This is a genomic window from Morganella sp. BCCO 40_0007 (assembly GCF_032989665.1).
GTDB lineage: Bacteria > Pseudomonadota > Gammaproteobacteria > Enterobacterales > Enterobacteriaceae > Morganella > Morganella sibonii.
In genome coordinates, this window is sequence record NZ_JAVBIN010000006.1 from 143,173 (window position 1) to 164,950 (window position 21,778).

Here is a 21,778-nt window from a genome sequence, read left to right on the forward strand (position 1 = left end):
GTTTTTGTTCAGCCGCTGTCCGGTAAGTTAATCAGTACGGTGAACTGTCTTCCGGTTCACTCCAGGCTTCACTGTCAGAAAGGTCACTCCGGCTGGCAATCCGTTTTTCTTCCGCAGCCCACTCCCCGAGATCAATTAACTGACAACGTTTACTGCAAAACGGGCGGTACGGGCTTTCCGTTCCCCAGACAACTTCTTTTTTGCAATTCGGGCAGTTAACGATAATAGCTTCTGACATAGAATCCTCCCTGCTAACAACAGGCAATTTCAAACGGTAAAGTAGCGGGTATTATACCGTGTTCGCTGTCAGTATGCAGGAAGCGTATGGCAAAACGTGTTTTGTGGCCGGAAACCTGCGGGTAAATCTGGCAATCAACCGGCAGACGCAGACGCAGTAAATCCGCGCCTTCCGCATTATCCTGATAAAAGCCGTTATGGCTTTCGGCTGCGGTAAAAGGCGCAGACTGGCGCAGCAGCGTCAGCAGGCTGCTGAGCGCATTATTCAGCGGCTGTAAACCCGCAATCCAGGCGGCCTGCGTGTTATCACGCACACTCTGCGGCAGATTCAGCCACAGGTGGAGATAGGGCAGATCAAAACCGCAGCAACCGCCGGGGATACTCAGCCGCTGGCGGACAATACCGATAATTTTATCGTCTTTCAGGTGCTGGGCGATGCGGGGGGCTTTACTCAGTTCTGCCGCTTTCTGTTTCAGTTCGTCTGAAAATCCGCGGATCAGGGCCTGGTCGGCGTTAGGTGCTTCAGCCCACATTGCCAGTTTCTTTTGCTGCTTTTCCAGCTCTTTTAAAATTTCTGAGCGGACTTCACCGCGATCAATCACTTCGATAAATTCGGCGACAGCCCGGAAAAATGCCAGGCTTGACGGCAGAGAGTCGAGAGGGGACAGAGTGCTCATTTGCTGAAGTGATGTTTCAATACGCAGCCATGAACGGGTTCGTTCGTTTAATGGATGTTCAAAAGTAACAGACTGACGGATTTCGCTCATGGGTGTTCCTGTTTTGGCTGACGGGCCAACGCTGTATAATGTTCGTGCAGTGCAAGGACGCGGGGCATCAGCGGCTCATCGTTATCATGATTGGTCAGAATATCATCGGCAACGGAAAGACGTTGTTCACGGGATGCCTGCGCCCGGAGAATATTTTCGGCATGCTCTCCGGAAACGCCGTCACGGCGCATGGTCCGGGCTATTTGTTCGTGCGGATAAACATCCACAACCAGTACGCGATCTGCCAGGGGAGCAAGGTTATTTTCAACCAGCAGAGGAACCACCCAAAGGGCATAAGGGGCTGTTACATTGTTAAGCTGCCGCCGGGTTTCCTGATGGATAAGCGGATGCAGTAACTGATTGAGCCATGCTTTTTTCTCCGGGTCTGCGAAGATTTCCCGGCGCAGCGCTGCTCTGTCCAGAGTGCCGTCTGCGGTCAGAGTCCGCGGGCCGAAGTGCTCAGCAATAGCCTGCAATGCCGGTGTTCCCGGTTCAACCACCTGACGGGCGATAATATCCGCATCTGTCACAGGGACCCCGAGACGGGCAAACATATCCGCAACGGTACTTTTTCCGCTGCCGATACCCCCGGTTAACGCAACAATATAAGCCATTGTATTCCTGTATTGATCGAAACAACGGGTAAATTGTACCTGATGAAATTAATTTCTCCTATGGCAAATAAGCAGTGAATACAGAGATATTTCACAGGTTTGAATTTTTTATTCAGATACTTTAAGGAATGAATAGTTTGTCAGACCAAAATTTCACCGAGCCGGAATAAAGGTAAATACATTGCAATTAATAAAATGGCGACGAGAATTGACAGGAAGGTAAACAGTAATGGCTGGAGTATTTTAAAAAAATCCTGAATTTGATTTAAGGCGAGAGATTTAAACCATTCTGCGGTATAGGAAAAAAAGTGTCCGAATTGCCCTGTAGCCTCACCGGTGGCAATCAGCTCATAACATAATGAAGGGAATAATTTCGATTCCTTAATTGATTGGCTGAATGATTTTCCGTGAAGTAATTCGTCCCTGATTGTGCTTAAAGCCTCTCTGTATAACGGATGCGAAGTCGTCATAATAAGTGTATTAATACCCGAAATAAGTGTGACACCCGATTGTTGTGTCATTGCCAGCATCCGGAAAATACGGGACACATAACTGAAAATAATAATATTGCCGATAAACGGAATATGCAAAATACAGATTGATTCTGCTTTTTTAATACCCGGATGTTTCCGGCGAAATATATGATAAATAAATGTAATTACTGTTATTGAGCTCATTGCCGGAATTGTATACACGGAGATAATACCGGAAACCCTGATCAATTGTTGTGTCAGTGCCGGAAGTTCCGCATCGAATGATGCATATATTTTGGCGAATTCGGGAATTACAAACAGAAACATTAATGTGATCATCAGAGTGCTGGCAATTAACAATGCAACAGGATAGTGGACTGATTTGATTAATGCGGCCCGGTGTTCACGGCTGCTCTGAATATGTTGTGAAATAGTATGAAGACATTCCGGTAATTTACCGGTTTCCTCCCCGACCGTAATCATCTGGCAGTAAAAGGAATCAAATAAAGCAGGGTACTGCATGATCCCCTGAGTCAATGTTTTTCCCTGTTGCAGTTGTCCGGTAAGCGCGCGGATCACTTCTGTCCACAGCGGGTGGCTGCATTCACCGGCCAGCAGCGAAAGTGCTTTCAGCAGCGGTAATCCTGATATCAGTAAGGTTGTCAGCTGCTGTGTGAAATGCAGAAGGTAGTGTTTCTCTTTCTGTGAACAGACCAGCCGTTTGCGGCAGTGCAGTGAAACAGGTGTGATGCTCTGCGAAATCAGCTGATTAACAGCACTATTCTCTGAAGACGAAATAAGGGTTCCGGTCACTACCCGGTTAACCGGTGTCAGACCGGACCAGTCATACAGCCGGTAAATTTGCATAGCATCACTCCTGTTGAGCCGCAGATGTCAGATATCCTGCATATGGTAAATCTCACTGAGTGTGGTTACCCCGGATTCTGCCAGTGCGACGCCTGCGTCAAACAGTGATCCGGGTAATGCACCGGCGGCAGATGACTGCGCCTGTTGCGGTGTCAGAAAGGCAAAACAGGCGGTTCGTCCGTAATAGCCTGAAAAGCAGTGCTCACAGCCGTTTGCCTGCCACGGGGTGAACTGATGTGTTTTTCCGCTGCCCAGTATCACGCTCTCCGTTTCCTGTTTTTGCGTTTTACAGCGCGGACACAGCATGCGGACCAGACGCTGGGCAATGATCAGTTTGATGCAGGTTTTAATGAAATACTCGTCAATGCCCAGTTGCCGCAGCCGCGAAAAAGTATCTTCCGCGGGATTGGTATGCAGGGTGGACAATACCAGATGACCGGTATGAGCCGCTTTGACAGCCATTTCGGCGGTTGCTTTATCCCTGATTTCTCCCACCATAATGACATCCGGGTCCTGGCGCAGCAGGGCGCGGAGAATAGCGGCAAAGCCCAGTTCAATTTTCGGGTTTATCTGGGTCTGGGTGATCCCCCGCAGCGGAATTTCCACCGGGTCTTCAACGCTGCAGATATTCCGGTTGTTCTGATTCAGGTATTGCAGACAGCCGTACAGTGTGGCGGTTTTACCGCTGCCGGTGGGGCCGGTCAGCAAAATAATGCCGGTGGCACTGTTGAGGCCGGTATGCAATGTTTTCAGCTGCAGAGGTGTCAGTCCTGATTTTTCCAGCGCCAGATTTTGCGTGGTACTCAGCAGCCGGAGCACTACTTTTTCACCATAAATTGTGGGCAGTGTGGCGACACGGATCGCATAACGGGTGTTATTTTCCAGCCATTCAAACTGGCCATCCTGGGGTAACCGTTTTTCGGCAATATCGAGTCCGGCAATAATTTTGATGCGGATAATGATCTCTCCGCTGATTTCCGGCGGCGGAGAATTCAGTGTGTGCAGTTGCCCGTCGATTCTGACCCGTATCCGGTAACCCTGCTGTGCCGGCTCGATATGGATATCGGATGCCCGCTTTGCAACAGCCCCGGCAATCATCCGGTTAACAAAGCTGACCGCAGCGGATTGTTGTTCCGCCGGCCATGTGTCGGTATCCGGCGGCTGCCGGTGATTATCGGCCGGCGGAAGGGCGGGAGGCGGCGGTGAACCGGTATCCGCAGAAACCGGTACGTTTATTTCCGGTGTTACGCCGGGGAAAAGTACCGGCTCCGGCAGTGAGGTATTCCGGCGGCAGTAAGCCAGTTTCTCACTGTGCCATAATTCAATATCCACCCGCTTACCGGCCAGAAAGCGGATAGCGGACACGACATCCCGGCGCGGTTGCTGTGCGGCGGCAACCCGGACCGCATCAGGATTACAGTCAATCAGCATCAGCTCGTTGCGTTCACACAATGCATGAACTTCAGCCAGTAAGAGTTGTTCCTCCCCGCCGGTGCGGGTAACAGGGGAAAGTGTACCTGTTTGCATAATGAATTCCTTTTCATGTCGGTATGTTACTTAATGACGTCAATACAGATCTTTTTCAGTGCGTCTTCTTTCGTGTCGCAGGTGGTTGTCCAGACAGTAATGCCGTTCAGCGGATTTCTTACCGGGATTGTGCTGACTGTCAGCGCAGCCAGTGAACTGTTTCCCTGAACTGTCACAACACCGTTTTCCGCGTTGACGGATTTGATATAACGTCCCGGGGAACCGGCCGGAACAGAACCCTGTCCGCTGTTGCATCCGGCAAAAGAAGGGCTGTCAAAACTGCACAACTCCACACCGGTTTTAAACGCGGTGACAGTCCGCAGCACATCAATCAGCGCTGCTTTGCGGATATAGTTCTGATAGCCCGGAACCGCAATGGCACTGAGAACCGCCACAATGGCGATCACCACCATTACTTCAATTAATGTGAATCCGTGCTGGTTCATACTGATGCTCCTTTTTGTGTCTGTGAACGGGGTACTTATTTAGCGTGATGCACTCTATTCAATGACGGATCGTCAAAAAAGAGAGGTATCCGGATTTCTCGGCGCAGGTGGAAAACTGCGGTGCAACAACTGAAAAATGCAGATTTTTTTTCGGTATGACACGCAAAAATCAGCCATGAAAAATCAGTACTCCCCGGACAGGGCGGAAGACACGTATACTGTGCGGCACCAAATGATATTGGTTATGTGATTCAATAATGGCTTTTGCTCAGGAGAACGAATGGATATTCAGGATGGCTGGCTGACCACAGCGCGCAGGGTTATCTCACCGCATCACGATACCCGGCCGGAAAACGTGACTCCCCGTTTACTGGTGATCCACAATATCAGCCTGCCGCCGGGGCAGTTCGGCGGTCCGTATATTGACCAGCTTTTTCAGGGAACGCTGGACCCGGATGCACATCCTTTCTTTGCGGAAATACAGGCGCTGCGGGTTTCTGCTCACTGTCTGATCCGCCGGACCGGGGAAATTGTGCAGTATGTGCCATTTGATGCACGGGCCTGGCATGCGGGTGTTTCCAGCTATCAGGGGACGGAAAAGTGTAATGATTTTTCCGTCGGTATTGAGCTGGAAGGGACCGATACACAGCCATTCACCGATGAACAGTACCGGGCACTGGCTTCTGTGACACAGACGCTTTTGATGTATTACCCGCAAATGAAAGGACATATCACCGGACACAGTGATATCGCACCGGGACGCAAAACAGATCCCGGCCCTTGTTTCGACTGGAACCGATACAGGAATTTACTGAATCCGGCAGACATTCCGGCTGAATAAGCCGTAAAATTTCGCAGATCTGACTGAGGCGAAATTTTCCTGTTTACCGGTTCCCTGCTAAAATTAGCATTCCGGTAACCTGTTACTGACTAAAAGCATTTTATGGATACGGATGCAGCGGAGATAACCTGACGAGGCTGGGGCAAATCAGGGTGATAGTTATATGGTGCGGTAAAAATGCACAAATATTGATTATATATTCATCAAAATGGTCACTGTAACGGTTCAGTTTGCGTATTTATCTGAATTTAAACGTTAAAATCTGTAACATTCACGATGCAGCATTTAAACGTATCAGTTATCAATTTATGCTAAAATTTAAAAAAAATTGTTAAAACTTGCTGGTTTTTATGATTTAGCTCAAGGTCTTTATAGACAGTTGGTGAATACTTTGTTACTTTAAGACCCTGTAAAAGAAATTGGTATTACCAATTGACTACAAAACCCATGAAGCAATATTTATCCATGTTGATGGTTCTGATACAAATATGGCTTACAGCAAAATCCGCCAACCAAAATTAGCCGACGTGATCGAACAGCGGCTTGAGCACTTAATCCTCGACGGCACATTAAGCCCGGGGGAAAAGTTGCCGCCTGAACGCGAGCTGGCCAAACAGTTCGATGTCTCACGTCCCTCACTGCGCGAAGCAATTCAAAAACTTGAAGCGAAAGGCTTTCTGCTGCGCAGACAAGGTGGCGGCACATTTGTACAGAGCAATCTCTGGCAAAGCTTCAGTGACCCGCTTGCCCAGCTGCTGGAAGGGCACCCCGAATCTCAGTTTGATCTGCTGGAAACCCGTCATGCCCTTGAGGGTATTGCTGCTTATTATGCGGCGCTGCGGGGAACCGAAGCAGATTTTGTCCGTATCACCAACAGTCATCAGGCGATAGCCGATGCCCGCGACGCCGGGGATGTGGAAGCAGAATCTCAGGCCGTACTGCAATATCAGCTTATTGTCACAGAGGCCGCACATAATGTGGTGCTGTTACATTTGCTGCGCTGTATGGTGCCGATGCTGGAAAAAAATATCCGGCAGAATTTTGAATTTTTATACACCCGGAAAGAGATGCTGGCGATGGTCAGCGAACACCGGGAACAGGTATTCCGGGCTATTATGAGCCGGTCGCCGGAGGCAGCGCGGGAGGCATCCCACCGTCATCTGGCATTCCTGGAAGACGTCCTGCTGGATATGAGCCGGGAGCACACCCGCCGGGAACGTTCACTGCGCCGTCTTCAGCAGTATACAGAATAAATCAGTAATGGTTTTGGGGCTTACAGATCCCTGAATGCTGCGTCTGTAAGCTGACCTATGCATCAGCGGCAATATATAGCCGGGCCTATCTTCACGTCGCCCGTCACCGTTAAGGCGGGATACGTGAAGATAGGCTCCGAATATCATTAGAAACAGATAAACTATAAGGAATACACCATGTCAGACATTTTGAACAATGACGTGGATCCGATCGAAACCCGCGACTGGCTACAGGCGATCGAATCGGTCATCCGTGAAGAAGGTGTTGAGCGTGCACAGTTCCTGATTGATCAGGTTCTGAATACTGCCCGTCAGGGTGGTGTGAGTGTTGCAGCAGGTGCTGCAGCCCGTAATTACATCAACACCATTCCTGTTGAGGATGAACCTGCCTACCCGGGCAACCTGGAGCTGGAGCGTCGTATCCGTTCTGCTATCCGCTGGAACGCTGTCATGATGGTTCTGCGCGCATCCAAGAAAGATCTGGATCTGGGCGGTCACATGGCGTCTTACCAGTCTGCGGCTACCATGTATGAAGTGTGCTTCAACCACTTCTTCCGTGCGCAGAACGAAAAAGACGGCGGTGATGTTATTTATTTCCAGGGCCACTTAAGCCCGGGCTACTACGCACGCGCATTCATGGAAGGTCGTCTGACCGAAGAGCAGCTGAACAATTTCCGTCAGGAAATCGGCGGCAAAGGTCTGCCTTCTTATCCGCACCCTAAACTGATGCCTAACTTCTGGCAGTTCCCGACCGTTTCTATGGGTCTGGGGCCGCTGGCTGCTATCTATCAGGCTAAGTTCCTGAAATATCTGGAACACCGTGGTCTGAAAGATACCTCTGAGCAAACCGTTTATGCCTTCCTGGGTGATGGCGAGATGGATGAGCCGGAATCTAAAGGTGCAATCAATATCGCTGTCCGTGAAAACCTGGACAACCTGATCTTCGTTATCAACTGTAACCTGCAGCGCCTCGACGGCCCTGTAAACGGTAACGGTAAAATCGTTAACGAAATGGAAGGTATGTTCTCCGGTGCGGGCTGGCAGGTAATCAAAGTCATGTGGGGCGGCCGCTGGGATGAACTGCTGAAGAAAGATACCAGCGGTAAACTGATTCAGCTGATGAACGAAACCGTTGACGGCGACTATCAGACATTCAAATCCAAAGATGGTGCTTACGTTCGTGAACACTTCTTTAACCGTTATCCGGAAACCGCTGCATTAGTCAAAGACTGGACTGATGAGCAGATCTTCGCACTGAACCGCGGTGGTCACGATCCGAAGAAAATGTTCGCTGCACTGAAAAAAGCGCATGACACCAAAGGCAAACCAACCCTGATCCTGGCCCAGACCGTTAAAGGTTATGGTATGGGTGATACTGCTGAAGGTAAAAACATCGCTCACCAGGTTAAGAAAATGAACATGGAAGGCGTGCGCCATCTCCGTGATCGTTTCAACATCGATGTGGCTGATGATCAGCTGGAAAAACTGCCGTTCATCAAGTTTGACGAAAACTCTGAAGAGCAGAAATACATGATGGAACGCCGTGCGGCACTGCATGGTCCGGTTCCTTCACGCCGTTCTCACTTCGATGAGAAACTGGATATTCCTGCACTGAGCGATTTCAGCCAGTTACTGGAAGAGCAGAACAAAGAAATCTCCACCACTATCGCGTTTGTGCGTGCACTGAACGTGATGCTGAAAAACAAATCCATCAAAGAGCGTATTGTGCCAATCATCGCGGATGAAGCACGTACATTCGGTATGGAAGGTCTGTTCCGTCAGATCGGTATCTACAACTCCAAAGGTCAGCTGTATACCCCGCAGGACCGTGAGCAGGTTGCTTACTACCGTGAAGATGTGAAAGGTCAGATCCTGCAGGAAGGTATCAACGAACTGGGTGCGGGCGCATCCTGGCTGGCAGCTGCAACCTCTTACAGCACCAACAACCTGCCGATGATTCCGTTCTACATCTACTACTCAATGTTCGGTTTCCAGCGTATCGGTGACCTGATGTGGATGGCAGGCGACCAGCAGGCACGCGGCTTCCTGATCGGCGGTACTTCCGGCCGTACCACCCTGAACGGTGAAGGTCTGCAGCACGAAGACGGCCACAGCCATATTCAGTCTCTGACTATCCCTAACTGCCTGTCTTATGACCCGTCATTCGCGTACGAAGTTGCGGTCATCATGCAGGATGGTCTGGAGCGTATGTATGGTGAAGCGCAGGAAAACATTTACTACTACATCACCACACTGAACGAAAACTACCATATGCCTGCAATGCCGGAAGGTGTTGAGGAAGGTATCCGTAAAGGTATCTACAAACTGGAAACCCTGACCGGTGATAAAGGCAAGGTACAGTTACTGGGTTCAGGTGCGATTCTGCGTCACGTACGTGAAGCAGGTCAGATTCTGTCTTCTGAATACGGCATCAGCTCTGATATCTACAGCGTGACCTCGTTCACCGAGCTGGCACGTGAAGGTCAGGATTGTGATCGCTGGAACATGCTGCATCCGTCAGAAACCCCGCGCGTGCCTTACATCACTCAGGTGATGAACGATGCACCGGCTGTGGCATCCACTGACTGGATGAAACTGTTCGCAGAACAGGTTCGCGGTTATGTTCCTGCTGACCAGTACCGCGTACTGGGTACTGACGGTTACGGCCGTTCAGACAGCCGTGATAACCTGCGTCATCATTTCGAAATTGATGCCGGTTATGTTGTTGTTGCTGCTCTGGGTGAGCTGGCTAAACGTGGTGAAATTGACGTGAAAGTGGTTGAAGAAGCCATTAAGAAATTCAGCATCAACCCTGAAAAAGTTAACCCGCGTGTGGCATAAGAGGTAAAAATTAATGTCTATTGAAATCCATGTGCCTGATATCGGTTCAGATGAAGTTGATGTAACTGAAATTCTGGTCAGTGTCGGCGATAAAGTAGAAGCAGAACAATCACTCATCACCGTTGAAGGTGACAAGGCGTCGATGGAAGTTCCGTCTCCGCAGGCAGGGGTTGTTAAAGAGATTAAAGTTGTCGTGGGCGATAAAGTCAGCACCGGTTCTTTCATCATGGTATTTGAAGCAGAGGCCGCAGCAGCGGCTCCTGCTCCGGCAGCTCAGGCTGCTGCTCCGGCAGCGGCTGCAGCATCTGCACTGCAGGAAATTCACGTACCGGATATCGGTGGTGACGAAGTTGATGTGACTGAAATCATGGTCAGCGTCGGCGATACTGTGACTGAAGAACAGTCTCTGATCACCGTTGAAGGCGACAAAGCCTCAATGGAAGTTCCGTCTCCGATGGCGGGTGTGGTTAAAGAGATCAAAGTTGCTGTCGGCGATAAAGTCAGCACCGGTTCCCTGATCATGGTCTTTGAAGTTGCGGGCGCAGCACCGGCGGCACAGCCTGCCGCAGCCGCTCCGGCACCTGCAGCAGCGGCACCGGCCGTGGCAGCAGACAAAGAAATCCATGTACCGGATATCGGCGGTGACGAAGTTGACGTGACTGAAATTATGGTCAGCGTCGGCGATACCGTGACTGAAGAACAGTCTCTGATCACCGTTGAAGGCGACAAAGCCTCAATGGAAGTCCCGTCTCCGATGGCAGGTAAAGTCAAAGAAATCAAAGTAGCAGTCGGCGATAAAGTCAAAACCGGCTCTCTGATTATGGTCTTTGAAGTTGCGGGCGCAGCACCTGCTCCGGCAGCACAGCCTGCAGCAGCCGCACCAGCGGCAGCAGCTCCGGCTTCTGCACCGGCAGCGAAAGCGGCTCCGGCAGCAGCACCGGCTGCGGGTAATGACTTCGTTGAGAACGATGCTTACGTTCACGCAAGTCCGGTTATCCGTCGTCTGGCCCGTGAATTCGGTGTGAATCTGGCGAAAGTCAAAGGCACAGGCCGTAAAGGCCGTATCCTGCGTGAAGACGTTCAGGCTTATGTGAAAGATGCGGTGAAACGCGCTGAAGCAGCTCCGGCTGCAGCAGGCGGCGGCTTACCTGGCATGCTGCCATGGCCGAAAGTGGACTTCAGCAAGTTCGGTGAAGTGGAAGAAGTTGAACTGAGCCGTATTCAGAAGCTGTCCGGTGCTAACCTGAGCCGTAACTGGGTAATGATCCCGCACGTTACGCTGATGGATGAAGCGGATATCACTGATGTTGAAGAATTCCGTAAACAGCAGAACAAAGAAGCTGAGAAGAAACAGCTGGGCGTGAAAATCACTCCGCTGGTCTTCGTGATGAAAGCTGCCGCAAAAGCGCTGGTCGAAATGCCGCGTTTCAACAGCTCTATCACTGAAGATGCACAGCGTCTGATTCTGAAGAAATATGTCAATATCGGTATCGCGGTAGACACCCCGAACGGCCTGGTTGTTCCTGTCATCAAAGATGTGAACAAAAAAGGTATTCTGGAACTGTCTTACGAACTGGCTGAAATCTCCAAGAAAGCCCGTAACGGTAAGCTGACTTCTTCTGATATGCAGGGCGGATGCTTCACTATCTCCAGCCTGGGCGGTATCGGGACAACCGGTTTCGCACCGATTGTTAACGCACCGGAAGTGGCTATCATGGGTCTGTCACGTTCATCCATGAAACCGGTATGGGACGGCAAACAGTTTGTTCCGCGTCTCATTCTGCCAATGTCACTCTCCTTCGACCACCGTGTGATCGATGGTGCTGACGGCGCCCGCTTCATCACGCTGATTAATCAGTACATGAGCGATTTACGCCGCCTGGCAATGTAAGCAATTACACTAAGACCGGTGCAGAGCCGGTCTTAGCGGCGCAGGCTGAAACGTGCTCATCCCGGATAACGGGAGTCAGGTCACAGAACTGCGCCTTTCCAGGTTGTTAACAATTTTGTAAACTGCTCTCAGTGTGTACGTCCCGGTGGAATATATGTCGTCTGACCCGCCGGACAAACAATTAAGAGGTCACGATGAGTACTGAAATTAAAGCCCAGGTCGTTGTACTTGGTGCGGGCCCTGCAGGGTATTCAGCGGCTTTCCGCTGTGCTGACTTAGGTCTGGAAACTGTCCTGATTGAACGTTATTCAACCTTAGGCGGTGTCTGCCTGAACGTAGGTTGTATCCCGTCCAAAGCATTACTGCATGTTGCTAAAGTGATCGAAGAAGCGAAAGCGCTGGCTTCTCACGGCATCGTGTTCGGCGAACCGCAGACTGATATCGATAAAGTCCGTCTGTGGAAAGAGAAAGTTATTTCTCAGTTAACCGGCGGTCTGGCCGGTATGGCGAAAGGCCGTAAAGTGACTGTCGTGAATGGTCTCGGCCAGTTCACCGGCGCGAATACTATCGAAGTCAATGGTGAGAAGGGTAAAACCACTATCACGTTTGACAATGCTATTATTGCAGCGGGCTCACGCCCGATTCAGCTGCCGTTTATCCCGCACGAAGATCCGCGTGTATGGGATTCAACTGATGCGCTGCAGCTGAAAACCGTCCCGGGCCGTCTGCTGGTCATGGGTGGTGGTATTATCGGCCTGGAAATGGGTACCGTATACCACGCGCTGGGTTCAGAGATTGATGTTGTTGAAATGTTTGACCAGGTCATTCCTGCGGCAGATAAAGACATCGTTAAACTGTTCACCAAACGTATCAGCACCAAGTTTAACCTGATGCTGGAAACCAAAGTGACCGCCGTTGAAGCAAAAGAAGACGGTATCTATGTCACGATGGAAGGCAAGAAAGGCCCTGCAGAACCACAGCGTTATGATGCAGTTCTGGTGGCTATCGGCCGTACTCCTAACGGTAAACTGCTGGCGGCTGATAAAGCCGGTGTTGAAGTTGACGATCGCGGTTTCATCCACGTTGACAAACAAATGCGCACCAACGTGCCGCACATCTTTGCTATCGGCGATATCGTCGGTCAGCCGATGCTGGCGCACAAAGGTGTTCACGAAGGTCACGTGGCAGCCGAAGTTATCTCCGGTCTGAAACACTACTTCGATCCGAAAGTGATCCCGTCTATTGCTTACACCGAACCGGAAGTGGCATGGGTTGGTCTGACGGAGAAAGAAGCGAAAGAGAAGGGTATCAGCTACGAAACAGCAACCTTCCCGTGGGCGGCTTCCGGTCGTGCAATCGCATCTGACTGCGCTGAAGGTATGACCAAACTGATTTTCGACAAAGAATCTCACCGTGTTATCGGTGGTGCGATTGTCGGTACTAACGGCGGCGAGCTGTTAGGTGAAATCGGTCTGGCTATCGAAATGGGTTGTGATGCGGAAGACCTGGCTCTGACCATCCACGCTCACCCGACGCTGTACGAATCAATCGGTATGGCGGCTGAGATTTACGAAGGCAGCATCACTGACCTTCCGAATCCGAAAGCGAAAAAGAAAAAGTAATCAGCTGACCCGGTGACAGTATTGTTACCCGGCTGAACATAAAAATCCGGCGGCCTCTGGCGCCGGATTTTTTTATTCCCTGAAGCCATCGCCCCGCCTGTGTACTCATAGACAAACCGGTATTATTCAGATATTAATAAATTCAGTATGCTGACCGTCGTTCCCGGTGCAGCTGAACGATGTAAACGACCGTTTTTTGCATTTCCGGCGTAATCAATAATTGTGCAGATTCCTGTTTAAAACGGCATAACACTGGTGAAACGGGTAAGCAGCAAGTTTAATTCACTAATGTTATTCAGCTCACAAATTGTTTATGTTGCTTTAATGTGAATGAATTAACAATGTGTTTAAATTTTGATATGCTGAAACCCCGTTGCCGGGCACTCATAAAAAACACAAAGCAAGGAGTACGTCGTGCTGGAAAATTACCGCAGGCACGTTGCCGAACGTGCAGCACAAGGGATCGCCCCTAAGCCATTGGAAGCCGCTCAGGTTGCTGAGTTAGTCGAATTACTGAAATCTCCGCCGGCAGGCGAAGAAGCGTTTCTTGTTGATCTGATTACCAACCGTGTACCGCCGGGTGTTGATGAAGCCGCATATGTGAAAGCCGGTTTCCTGGCCGCTCTGGCAAAAGGTGAAGCACATTCACCTCTGATCTCCGCTGAAAAAGCTATTGAATTACTCGGAACCATGCAGGGTGGTTATAACATTCACGCCCTGATTGAATCCCTCGATGATGAAAAACTGGCCCCTGTCGCCGCCAAAGCGCTCTCTCATACCTTACTGATGTTTGATAATTTCTATGATGTGGAAGAAAAGGCAAAAGCCGGTAATTCCTATGCACAGAAAATTATTCAGTCCTGGGCTGATGCGGACTGGTTCCTTGAACGTCCGAAGCTGGCAGAAAAACTGACCGTTACCGTTTTTAAAGTTTCCGGTGAAACCAATACCGATGATCTGTCACCGGCACCGGATGCCTGGTCGCGTCCGGATATCCCGCTGCATGCACTCGCGATGCTGAAAAACCCGCGTGACGGTATTGATCCGGATGAACCCGGCAATATCGGCCCGGTTAATCAGATCGATCTGCTCAGCAAAAAAGGGTTCCCGCTGGCCTATGTCGGTGATGTCGTCGGTACCGGGTCTTCCCGTAAATCCGCGACCAACTCCGTGCTGTGGTTTATGGGGGATGATATCCCGTATGTGCCGAACAAACGCGGCGGTGGTATTGTGCTGGGCGGAAAAATTGCCCCGATTTTCTTCAATACCATGGAGGATGCGGGTGCGCTGCCGGTGGAAGTGGATGTCAGCAACCTGAATATGGGGGATGTGATTGACGTTTACCCGTATAAAGGTGAGATCCGCAATCATGACACCAATGAACTGCTGGCAACATTTGAACTGAAAACCGATGTGCTGCTGGATGAAGTCCGCGCCGGTGGCCGTATCCCGCTGATTATCGGTCGCGGCCTGACTGCAAAAGCACGCGAGTCTCTCGGCCTGCCGCATACGGATATTTTCCGTCAGGCAAAACCGGTTGAGAAAAGCACCCGCGGTTTCTCACTGGCTCAGAAGATGGTCGGCCGTGCCTGCGGCGTGGCGGGAATTCGTCCGGGCGAGTACTGCGAGCCTAAGATGACCTCTGTCGGCTCCCAGGACACCACCGGGCCGATGACCCGTGACGAACTGAAAGACCTGGCCTGTCTCGGCTTCTCAGCTGATCTGGTGATGCAGTCGTTCTGTCACACTGCTGCTTATCCGAAGCCGGTGGATGTAAACACGCATCACACGCTGCCTGATTTTATTATGAACCGCGGTGGTGTATCGCTGCGTCCGGGAGACGGTATCATCCACTCCTGGCTGAACCGCATGCTGCTGCCGGATACTGTCGGCACCGGCGGTGACTCACACACCCGTTTCCCGATTGGTATTTCCTTCCCGGCCGGTTCCGGTCTGGTCGCTTTTGCGGCTGCAACCGGTGTGATGCCGCTGGATATGCCGGAATCTGTGCTGGTGCGTTTTAAAGGAAAAATGCAGCCGGGGATCACGCTGCGTGATCTGGTGCATGCGATTCCGTATTACGCTATTCAGCAGGGGCTGCTGACCGTTGAGAAAAAAGGGAAGAAAAACATTTTCTCCGGCCGTATCCTGGAAATTGAAGGGTTGCCGACACTGAAAGTGGAACAGGCGTTTGAGCTGGCGGATGCATCTGCCGAGCGTTCTGCTGCAGGTTGTACCATCAAACTGGATAAAGAGCCGATTACGGAATACCTCAATTCCAATATCGTCCTGCTGAAATGGATGATTGCGGAAGGTTACGGCGATCGCCGTACCATTGAGCGCCGTATTCAGAGCATGGAAAAATGGCTGGCCGATCCGCAACTGCTGGAAGGCGATGCGGATGCAGATTATGCCGCCGTGATCGAAATCGATCTCCATGAGATCAAAGAGCCGATTCTCTGCGCACCGAATGACCCTGATGATGCACGTCTGCTGTCTGATGTGGCCGGAAGCAAGATTGATGAAGTGTTTATCGGCTCCTGCATGACGAATATCGGTCACTTCCGTGCGGCGGGTAAGCTGCTCGACAGTTATAAAGGCCAGTTACCGACCCGCCTGTGGGTCGCGCCACCGACCAAAATGGATGCCGCGCAGCTGACAGAAGAAGGCTATTACAGCATCTTCGGCAAAAGCGGTGCCCGTATTGAGATTCCGGGCTGTTCATTGTGTATGGGTAACCAGGCACGTGTGGCGGATAACTCAACGGTCGTATCCACCTCGACCCGTAACTTCCCGAACCGTCTGGGCACCGGTGCCAATGTGTATCTGGCCTCAGCGGAACTGGCGGCGGTTGCCTCCCTGCTGGGACGCCTGCCGACACCGGCGGAGTATCAGACCTTTATGGATAAAGTGGATGAGACAGCGGAAGATACTTATCGTTACCTCAATTTCGACCAGCTGAATCAGTACACCAAAGTCGCGGATGGCGTGATTTTCCAGACTCAGGTGTGATAGTCAGCATCTGAATCAATCCGCAGTTATTTTACCGGCGGGAGACAGCAGACACTGTCTCCCGTTTTTTTATACCTGTCAGCCGGTTAATTACGGTGTGAATGTACCTGAAAACCGGATAACCCGCTAAAATAAGGGCAGGTGTTGCATACGTGACAGCGGTAAAGTATTTACAAGAGGTATACAGCGATGGATTATGAATTTTCCCTCGGGATCGACGGGGACGTGATAGTTAAGCTGTCAATGGATCACGAAGCGATCGGTCACTGGCTGAATGAAGAAGTAAAAGGGGATCTCTCGGTCATCGATGAGATAACGCTGGCGTTTGACAGTATTAAAGGGCGTGAGCAGCAGTGGCAGCGGGTGGGTCATGAATACACTCTGTTGATGGATGATGAGGAAATCATGATTAACGCCAATCAGATCACCTTTGAAACCGATGAACCGGATGAAGGTATGAGTTATTACGATAATGAAAGTATTGCGTTCTGCGGAACGGCTGACTTTATGATTTTACTGGAAAATTATCGTAAATTTATTGTGACCGGCGGGCAGGGCTGAGAATTTTTATTCTGAAATTTTCATTTGTTACGGTAATATAAACCAGTAGTTCTTTACCTGATGCGATAATCGGTCGGTTATTGCAACAATGTTGTTTTTATTTATTTCCGATAACTTATGAGGTGGATGAATGAATGAACAAATCCTGACGGATGGCCTGAATCAGGCGACCGGCTGGCTGGCAAATAATCAGACATTGCTGCTGGATTATGCGGTGAATATTGTGGCTGCTGTGCTGACGCTGATTATCGGTCTGTTTGTGGCGAAAATGGCCGGCAAAGCGGTTTCCCGCCTGCTGTCGATGCGCGGTGTGGATGTTACCGTCTCTGATTTTCTGTCCGCAATGGTTCGTTATGCAGTTATTGCTTTCACACTGATTGCCGTTCTGGGGCGTCTTGGTGTACAAACCGCATCTGTGATCGCGGTGCTGGGTGCGGCAGGTCTGGCCGTGGGTCTGGCATTGCAGGGGTCACTCTCAAATCTTGCGGCAGGGGTATTGCTGGTGATTTTCCGTCCTATCCGTGCCGGTGAATATGTGGTTATCGGGGCGTCAGAAGGGACTGTTCAGAATGTGCAGATTTTTTCCACCACACTGCGCAGTGCGGACGACAAAATCATTGTGATCCCTAACGGTAAAGTAATTTCCGGCGATATTATTAACGTTAGCCGTGAACCGGATCGCCGCCGTGACATCATTGTCGGTGTGGCTTACAACGCCGATATTGATCAGGTTAAAGAGATTCTGACTGAGATTGTTGCCGCTGATCCGCGTGTGCAGAAAGAGAAAGGTATTGTGGTGCGTCTGAATGAAATGGCGCCGTCTTCCCTGAATTTTGTTGTCCGTTACTGGACAAAAAACGGCGATTTCCTGGATGTACACTGGGATCTGCTGGAAAACTTCAAACGTGCGCTGGATAAGCATAATATCGGCATTCCGTTCCCGCAGCTTGATGTCCATATGCATCAGAATAATCAGCAACAGCAGGCGTAACAGGTGTATATTATCAGCGGTACCCTTTTTCCGGGTGCCGCTTTTTTTTGCCGTAAAGTGAGAGATTGTGATGAGCGAGCATTTACTTCATTTTATTCCTGAGACACTGAGTTATGTCCCGGATGCTGAGCAGCAGCAGGCTGCGGAACAGTATCTGAGTGAGTGGATGGCGGCTGACGATATTATGCATCAGGCGGACCCGGATATTATTTTCTGGTCCGGCAGTGAAAACTTCCGTTATCCGCTCTGTCCTGTCTGCCGCAAGCCGGTTTCCGGTACCTGGTGGGGCGCGCAGATGAATGCGATTTTTGCGGTTACCGGAGAGGAACGCATTTCTGCCGCTCTGGCACCGCGCAATACCCCCTGCTGCGGGGCGCCCGCCGTCATTCCCGATATGGATTATGATGAAACCGGCGGCCTTGCGTGTTACGGGCTGACTGTCCGTTATAACAACAGCTTTATTGTCTGCATGGATAACGGGCGGGATGAAATTATCAGCCGTGTGAGTGAATGCCTCGGCACCACGGTACGTCTGGTCTGGGAGTGGATCTGACCGCATTGTTCACGGGGTATTAGTCTCGTTAATGACCCATTAATTGTATTAATTTCACTAATACTGAAATCCCGGTAATATTCATTCCATCCGGCGTGGATTGAATAATTATCGGGATTTTTTGCATGTTATCGACATATTTTCAGGGGTTATTACTTGGTGCGGCAATGATACTGCCGCTCGGGCCGCAAAATGTATTTGTATTACAACAGGGAAGCAGAAAGCAGTATCATCTGATGAGTGCATTTTTATGCACGCTGAGTGATGTGTTACTGATCACGGCCGGGGTCTTTGGCGGCAGCGCACTGCTGAGCCAGTCTGTGTTACTGATGGCACTGGTCACCTGGGGCGGGGTGGCGTTTTTGCTGTGGTATGGCTGGGGAGCGCTGCGGGCGGTCTTTACGGCAGATGCCGGACTGACGATGCAGGAGCAGGTTGTCCGCAGCCGCTGGCGGGTGATTATGACGCTGGTGGCTGTTACCTGGCTGAATCCGCATGTTTATCTGGATACCTTTGTGGTGCTGGGCAGTATCGGCGGACAACTGGGCTCCGATATGCGTATCTGGTTTACCGCAGGGGCCGTATGTGCATCGGTATTGTGGTTCTTCGGCCTGGCGCTGCTGGCGGCCTGGTTTTCGCCGGTGCTGCAAAAACCGGTATCACAGCGGATTATCAACCTGTTTGTCGGCTCGGTGATGTGGTATATCGCGATACAATTAGCTTTAAAAGGATTGAATATTTCTTATTAATCCGAAATATTGTTTCGTCAGAGTGTGCTAGTGTTATTGATTCCGGCATAACGTCCTGTTATGTGACCGGTTTAAAACAGAAGGAGGATATGTGAAACTGAAATCTCTTGCTCTTGCCGCTATGGTTGCCCTGGGGAGTTACACGGCTGCGGCTCAGGCAGCGGAAACCCCCGCAGGCCCGCATATTTCAACCTCCGGCAGCGCTGTGATTCAGGCTGAGCCTGATATGGCGACACTGACTATCAATGTGACCGTAAAGGAAAAAGAGGCGTCAGCCGCCAAAGCACAGGCGGACAAACGTGTGGCGCAATATTTTGATTTTCTGAAAGCTCAGGGGATTGAAAAGAAAGACATTAATGCGGCCAATATCAGCACCAGTCCGGATTATGTCTATGATAAAGAGAAAGAAGAATCCGTTATCCGCGGTTATAACGCCTCCCGTTCAGTGACGGTGAAAGTCTATGATCTGAACAAGCTGAACACACTGCTCGACGGCGCACTGAAAAGCGGCCTGAATGATATCAGTGCAGTGGAGTTCGGGGTGAATAATCCGGAGAAATATCGTGCGGAAGTGCGCCAGAAAGCCATTGATGATGCCGTTTCACAGGCGAAAGCCGTGGCAAAAGGCTTTGGTTCTGAGCTGGGTGCCGTGTACAGCATCGGTTATAACGCACCACAGCCGGTTCCGGTGATGGCGCGCGGTAAAATGATGCTGGCTGCCAATGCACCGGCAGCGGTATCTGCGGATGAAACCTATGAACAACAGACTATCGACTTCCGCGATCAGGTGGATGTCGTGTTTGAACTGAAACGTTAATCCGTTTCAGGCGGCGCCTGCCGTAATGTCTGACGCCCGTGTTTCAGCAGGGCGTCAGTCACCTGCCGCATAGTGGCACTTTCCGGTGCAAACCGGTGCCAGTACAGCATCCGGCGCTGAAACAGACCCGGTGTCAGATCCAGCAACTCTCCCCGTTCCAGTTCATCCGCAATCTGCAAATGCGGGATCATACAGCAGGCTGAACTCTGTTTTGCCAGCTGCACAAAGGCTTCTGAGGAATTAAGAACATGGCTCGGCACACTGCCGGGGGCGAGGTCAAAATTGGTCTGTAAGAAGGCCATGTGCATATCATCAAGATAATCAAACGCCACAGCAGGGGCTTTCAGCAGGGCACTGCGGCTGACGCCGTCAGGAAAATAACGGGCGGCAAATTCCGGTGAGGCGACAAAGAGGTAATCCAGCGCACCAAGCTGATCCGCCAGACATCCCGGCAGCGGACGCGGCTGAATACTGACCGCACCAACCACTTCCCCGCGCCGCAGACGTTCATGCGTGCGTGATTCATCTTCCACCTGAATATTCAGGCGGATAGCCAGATCAGCCAGAACATGGCGAAGCGCCGGAAGCAGCCAGGTCGCGAGGCTGTCGGCATTGACCGCCAGAGAAATCAGAGGAGGTTCAATATTACCGGCATCATCCCCCAGCCATTCGGCTTCGAGTAATTCCACCTGATGCAGCAGACCGAGCAGCTTCTGACCCTCTTCGGTCGGTCGCGGCGGCACGGTACGCACCAGCAGCGGCTGTCCGAACAGGTTTTCCAGCTGTTTGATGCGTTGTGAAACGGCAGACTGGGTAATACAGAGTTTCTGTGCAGCCCGCTCAAAACCACGTTCACGGATAACAGCGTCCAGCGCCTGCAGGGCACGATAATCCGGTCGTCTCATGGCGGTTTTCTCCTCTTTATTATCAGTCATTCACAATATGCCACAATTCGCATTCCGGGGGAGAAATAATTGCTATAATTATCACGGGCTATGCCGGTGGCATAGGATGACGATGAAAAGGCAATAACATGACTCAGGATGAATTAAAGAAAGCGGTTGGCTGGTCGGCATTAGAATTCGTGAAGCCGGGCACTATTGTTGGTGTGGGCACCGGGTCCACCGCGTCTCACTTTATTGATGCGCTGGCGACGATGAAAGGCCAGATTGACGGCGCGGTATCCAGCTCAGAGGTATCAACCGCAAAACTGAAAAGCTACGGCATTCCGGTGCTGGACTGCAATGATGTGGACAGCCTGGACGTGTATGTCGACGGCGCGGATGAAATCGACCACCATATGAACATGATCAAAGGTGGTGGTGCGGCACTGACCCGTGAGAAAATCGTGGCGGCTATTGCGAAAAAATTCATTTGTATCGTGGATGAAAGCAAGCGTGTTGATGTGCTGGGTAAATTCCCGCTGCCGGTGGAAGTGATCCCGATGGCGCGTTCTTATGTCGCGCGTGAGCTGGTCAAACTCGGTGGTCAGCCGGAATACCGTCAGAACGTGGTAACGGATAACGGCAACGTGATTCTGGATGTCTATAATCTGGAAATTCTGAACCCGGTTGAGATGGAAAATAAAATTAACGGTATCGCCGGTGTGGTGACCGTAGGTTTATTTGCCAACCGCGGTGCGGATGTGGTGCTGATGGGTACTCAGGATGGCGTAAAAACCATTAAATAAATCAGTAAGCTATCTGTAATATACCG

The 21,778-nt window shown here is 50.9% G+C and carries 19 protein-coding genes; 12 read left to right on the top strand and 7 right to left on the bottom strand.

Going from position 1 to position 21,778, the window contains the following annotated elements; genetic code table 11:
* Window positions 1-31: 31 nt before the first annotated feature.
* The 6 genes from yacG to ppdD all read right to left on the bottom strand — a co-directional run bounded on the left by yacG (window position 32) and on the right by ppdD (window position 4,931).
* Window positions 32-238 (bottom strand): DNA gyrase inhibitor YacG, encoded by a 207-nt coding sequence (gene yacG, locus R5268_RS08900; protein WP_046894492.1) that lies wholly within the window; start codon window positions 236-238, stop codon window positions 32-34.
* A 13-nt stretch (window positions 239-251) separates the two neighbouring features.
* Window positions 252-1,004 (bottom strand): cell division protein ZapD, encoded by a 753-nt coding sequence (gene zapD, locus R5268_RS08905; RefSeq protein WP_182105166.1) that lies wholly within the window; start codon window positions 1,002-1,004, stop codon window positions 252-254.
* Window positions 1,001-1,618, bottom strand: a complete 618-nt coding sequence (coaE, locus tag R5268_RS08910) for a dephospho-CoA kinase (RefSeq protein WP_107678982.1) — start codon at window positions 1,616-1,618, stop codon at window positions 1,001-1,003. The genes zapD and coaE overlap by 4 nt, the downstream gene beginning before the upstream one ends.
* A gap of 140 nt (window positions 1,619-1,758) precedes the next feature.
* On the bottom strand, window positions 1,759-2,958 hold the full coding sequence (locus R5268_RS08915; protein ID WP_317419222.1) for a type II secretion system F family protein: 1,200 nt from the start codon (window positions 2,956-2,958) through the stop codon (window positions 1,759-1,761).
* 27 nt (window positions 2,959-2,985) lie between these two features.
* Window positions 2,986-4,485: an ATPase, T2SS/T4P/T4SS family gene (locus tag R5268_RS08920; RefSeq protein ID WP_317419223.1), complete on the bottom strand. Its 1,500-nt coding sequence runs from the start codon at window positions 4,483-4,485 to the stop codon at window positions 2,986-2,988.
* Between the two features lie 26 nt (window positions 4,486-4,511).
* The gene (gene ppdD, locus R5268_RS08925) at window positions 4,512-4,931 is read right to left on the bottom strand and encodes a prepilin peptidase-dependent pilin (protein ID WP_218454431.1); all 420 of its coding nucleotides are present in this window, start codon (window positions 4,929-4,931) and stop codon (window positions 4,512-4,514) included.
* 280 nt (window positions 4,932-5,211) lie between these two features.
* On the opposite strand from ppdD, the gene ampD reads away from it, so the two are divergent.
* The 11 genes from ampD to R5268_RS08980 all read left to right on the top strand — a co-directional run bounded on the left by ampD (window position 5,212) and on the right by R5268_RS08980 (window position 20,062).
* Window positions 5,212-5,772 carry a 1,6-anhydro-N-acetylmuramyl-L-alanine amidase AmpD gene (gene ampD, locus R5268_RS08930; RefSeq protein ID WP_317419224.1) on the top strand — a complete coding sequence of 187 codons (561 nt, stop codon included), beginning with the start codon at window positions 5,212-5,214 and terminating at the stop codon, window positions 5,770-5,772.
* A gap of 488 nt (window positions 5,773-6,260) precedes the next feature.
* Entirely contained in the window at window positions 6,261-7,025 is a 765-nt protein-coding gene (gene pdhR / locus R5268_RS08935) for a pyruvate dehydrogenase complex transcriptional repressor PdhR (RefSeq protein WP_025152795.1), read from the top strand.
* A gap of 177 nt (window positions 7,026-7,202) precedes the next feature.
* The gene (aceE, locus tag R5268_RS08940; RefSeq protein WP_046894485.1) at window positions 7,203-9,866 is read left to right on the top strand and encodes a pyruvate dehydrogenase (acetyl-transferring), homodimeric type; all 2,664 of its coding nucleotides are present in this window, start codon (window positions 7,203-7,205) and stop codon (window positions 9,864-9,866) included.
* Window positions 9,867-9,879: 13 nt separating this feature from the next.
* On the top strand, window positions 9,880-11,757 hold the full coding sequence (gene aceF, locus R5268_RS08945; RefSeq protein ID WP_317419225.1) for a pyruvate dehydrogenase complex dihydrolipoyllysine-residue acetyltransferase: 1,878 nt from the start codon (window positions 9,880-9,882) through the stop codon (window positions 11,755-11,757).
* 194 nt (window positions 11,758-11,951) lie between these two features.
* Window positions 11,952-13,379, top strand: a complete 1,428-nt coding sequence (lpdA, locus tag R5268_RS08950; protein ID WP_025152798.1) for a dihydrolipoyl dehydrogenase — start codon at window positions 11,952-11,954, stop codon at window positions 13,377-13,379.
* Between the two features lie 414 nt (window positions 13,380-13,793).
* Window positions 13,794-16,391: a bifunctional aconitate hydratase 2/2-methylisocitrate dehydratase gene (gene acnB, locus R5268_RS08955; RefSeq protein ID WP_317419226.1), complete on the top strand. Its 2,598-nt coding sequence runs from the start codon at window positions 13,794-13,796 to the stop codon at window positions 16,389-16,391.
* 189 nt (window positions 16,392-16,580) lie between these two features.
* Complete coding sequence (locus R5268_RS08960; RefSeq protein WP_127375975.1) at window positions 16,581-16,952, top strand: YacL family protein; 372 nt, start codon at window positions 16,581-16,583, stop codon at window positions 16,950-16,952.
* A gap of 130 nt (window positions 16,953-17,082) precedes the next feature.
* Complete coding sequence (gene mscS / locus R5268_RS08965; protein ID WP_107678975.1) at window positions 17,083-17,943, top strand: small-conductance mechanosensitive channel MscS; 861 nt, start codon at window positions 17,083-17,085, stop codon at window positions 17,941-17,943.
* Between the two features lie 70 nt (window positions 17,944-18,013).
* Window positions 18,014-18,496, top strand: a complete 483-nt coding sequence (locus R5268_RS08970; RefSeq protein ID WP_317419227.1) for a hypothetical protein — start codon at window positions 18,014-18,016, stop codon at window positions 18,494-18,496.
* A 125-nt stretch (window positions 18,497-18,621) separates the two neighbouring features.
* Complete coding sequence (argO, locus tag R5268_RS08975; protein ID WP_046894477.1) at window positions 18,622-19,245, top strand: arginine exporter ArgO; 624 nt, start codon at window positions 18,622-18,624, stop codon at window positions 19,243-19,245.
* Between the two features lie 91 nt (window positions 19,246-19,336).
* Window positions 19,337-20,062, top strand: a complete 726-nt coding sequence (locus R5268_RS08980) for an oxidative stress defense protein (RefSeq protein ID WP_052926868.1) — start codon at window positions 19,337-19,339, stop codon at window positions 20,060-20,062.
* On the opposite strand, the gene R5268_RS08985 is transcribed toward R5268_RS08980, so the two are convergent.
* Window positions 20,059-20,967 (bottom strand): LysR family transcriptional regulator ArgP, encoded by a 909-nt coding sequence (locus tag R5268_RS08985; RefSeq protein ID WP_052926940.1) that lies wholly within the window; start codon window positions 20,965-20,967, stop codon window positions 20,059-20,061. The two genes, R5268_RS08980 and R5268_RS08985, sit on opposite strands and share 4 nt — an antisense overlap.
* 128 nt (window positions 20,968-21,095) lie before the next feature.
* Here R5268_RS08985 and rpiA point away from each other — a divergent pair, with 128 nt between their 5' ends.
* On the top strand, window positions 21,096-21,752 hold the full coding sequence (gene rpiA, locus R5268_RS08990) for a ribose-5-phosphate isomerase RpiA (protein WP_046894475.1): 657 nt from the start codon (window positions 21,096-21,098) through the stop codon (window positions 21,750-21,752).
* The last annotated feature ends 26 nt before the right edge of the window (window positions 21,753-21,778 follow it).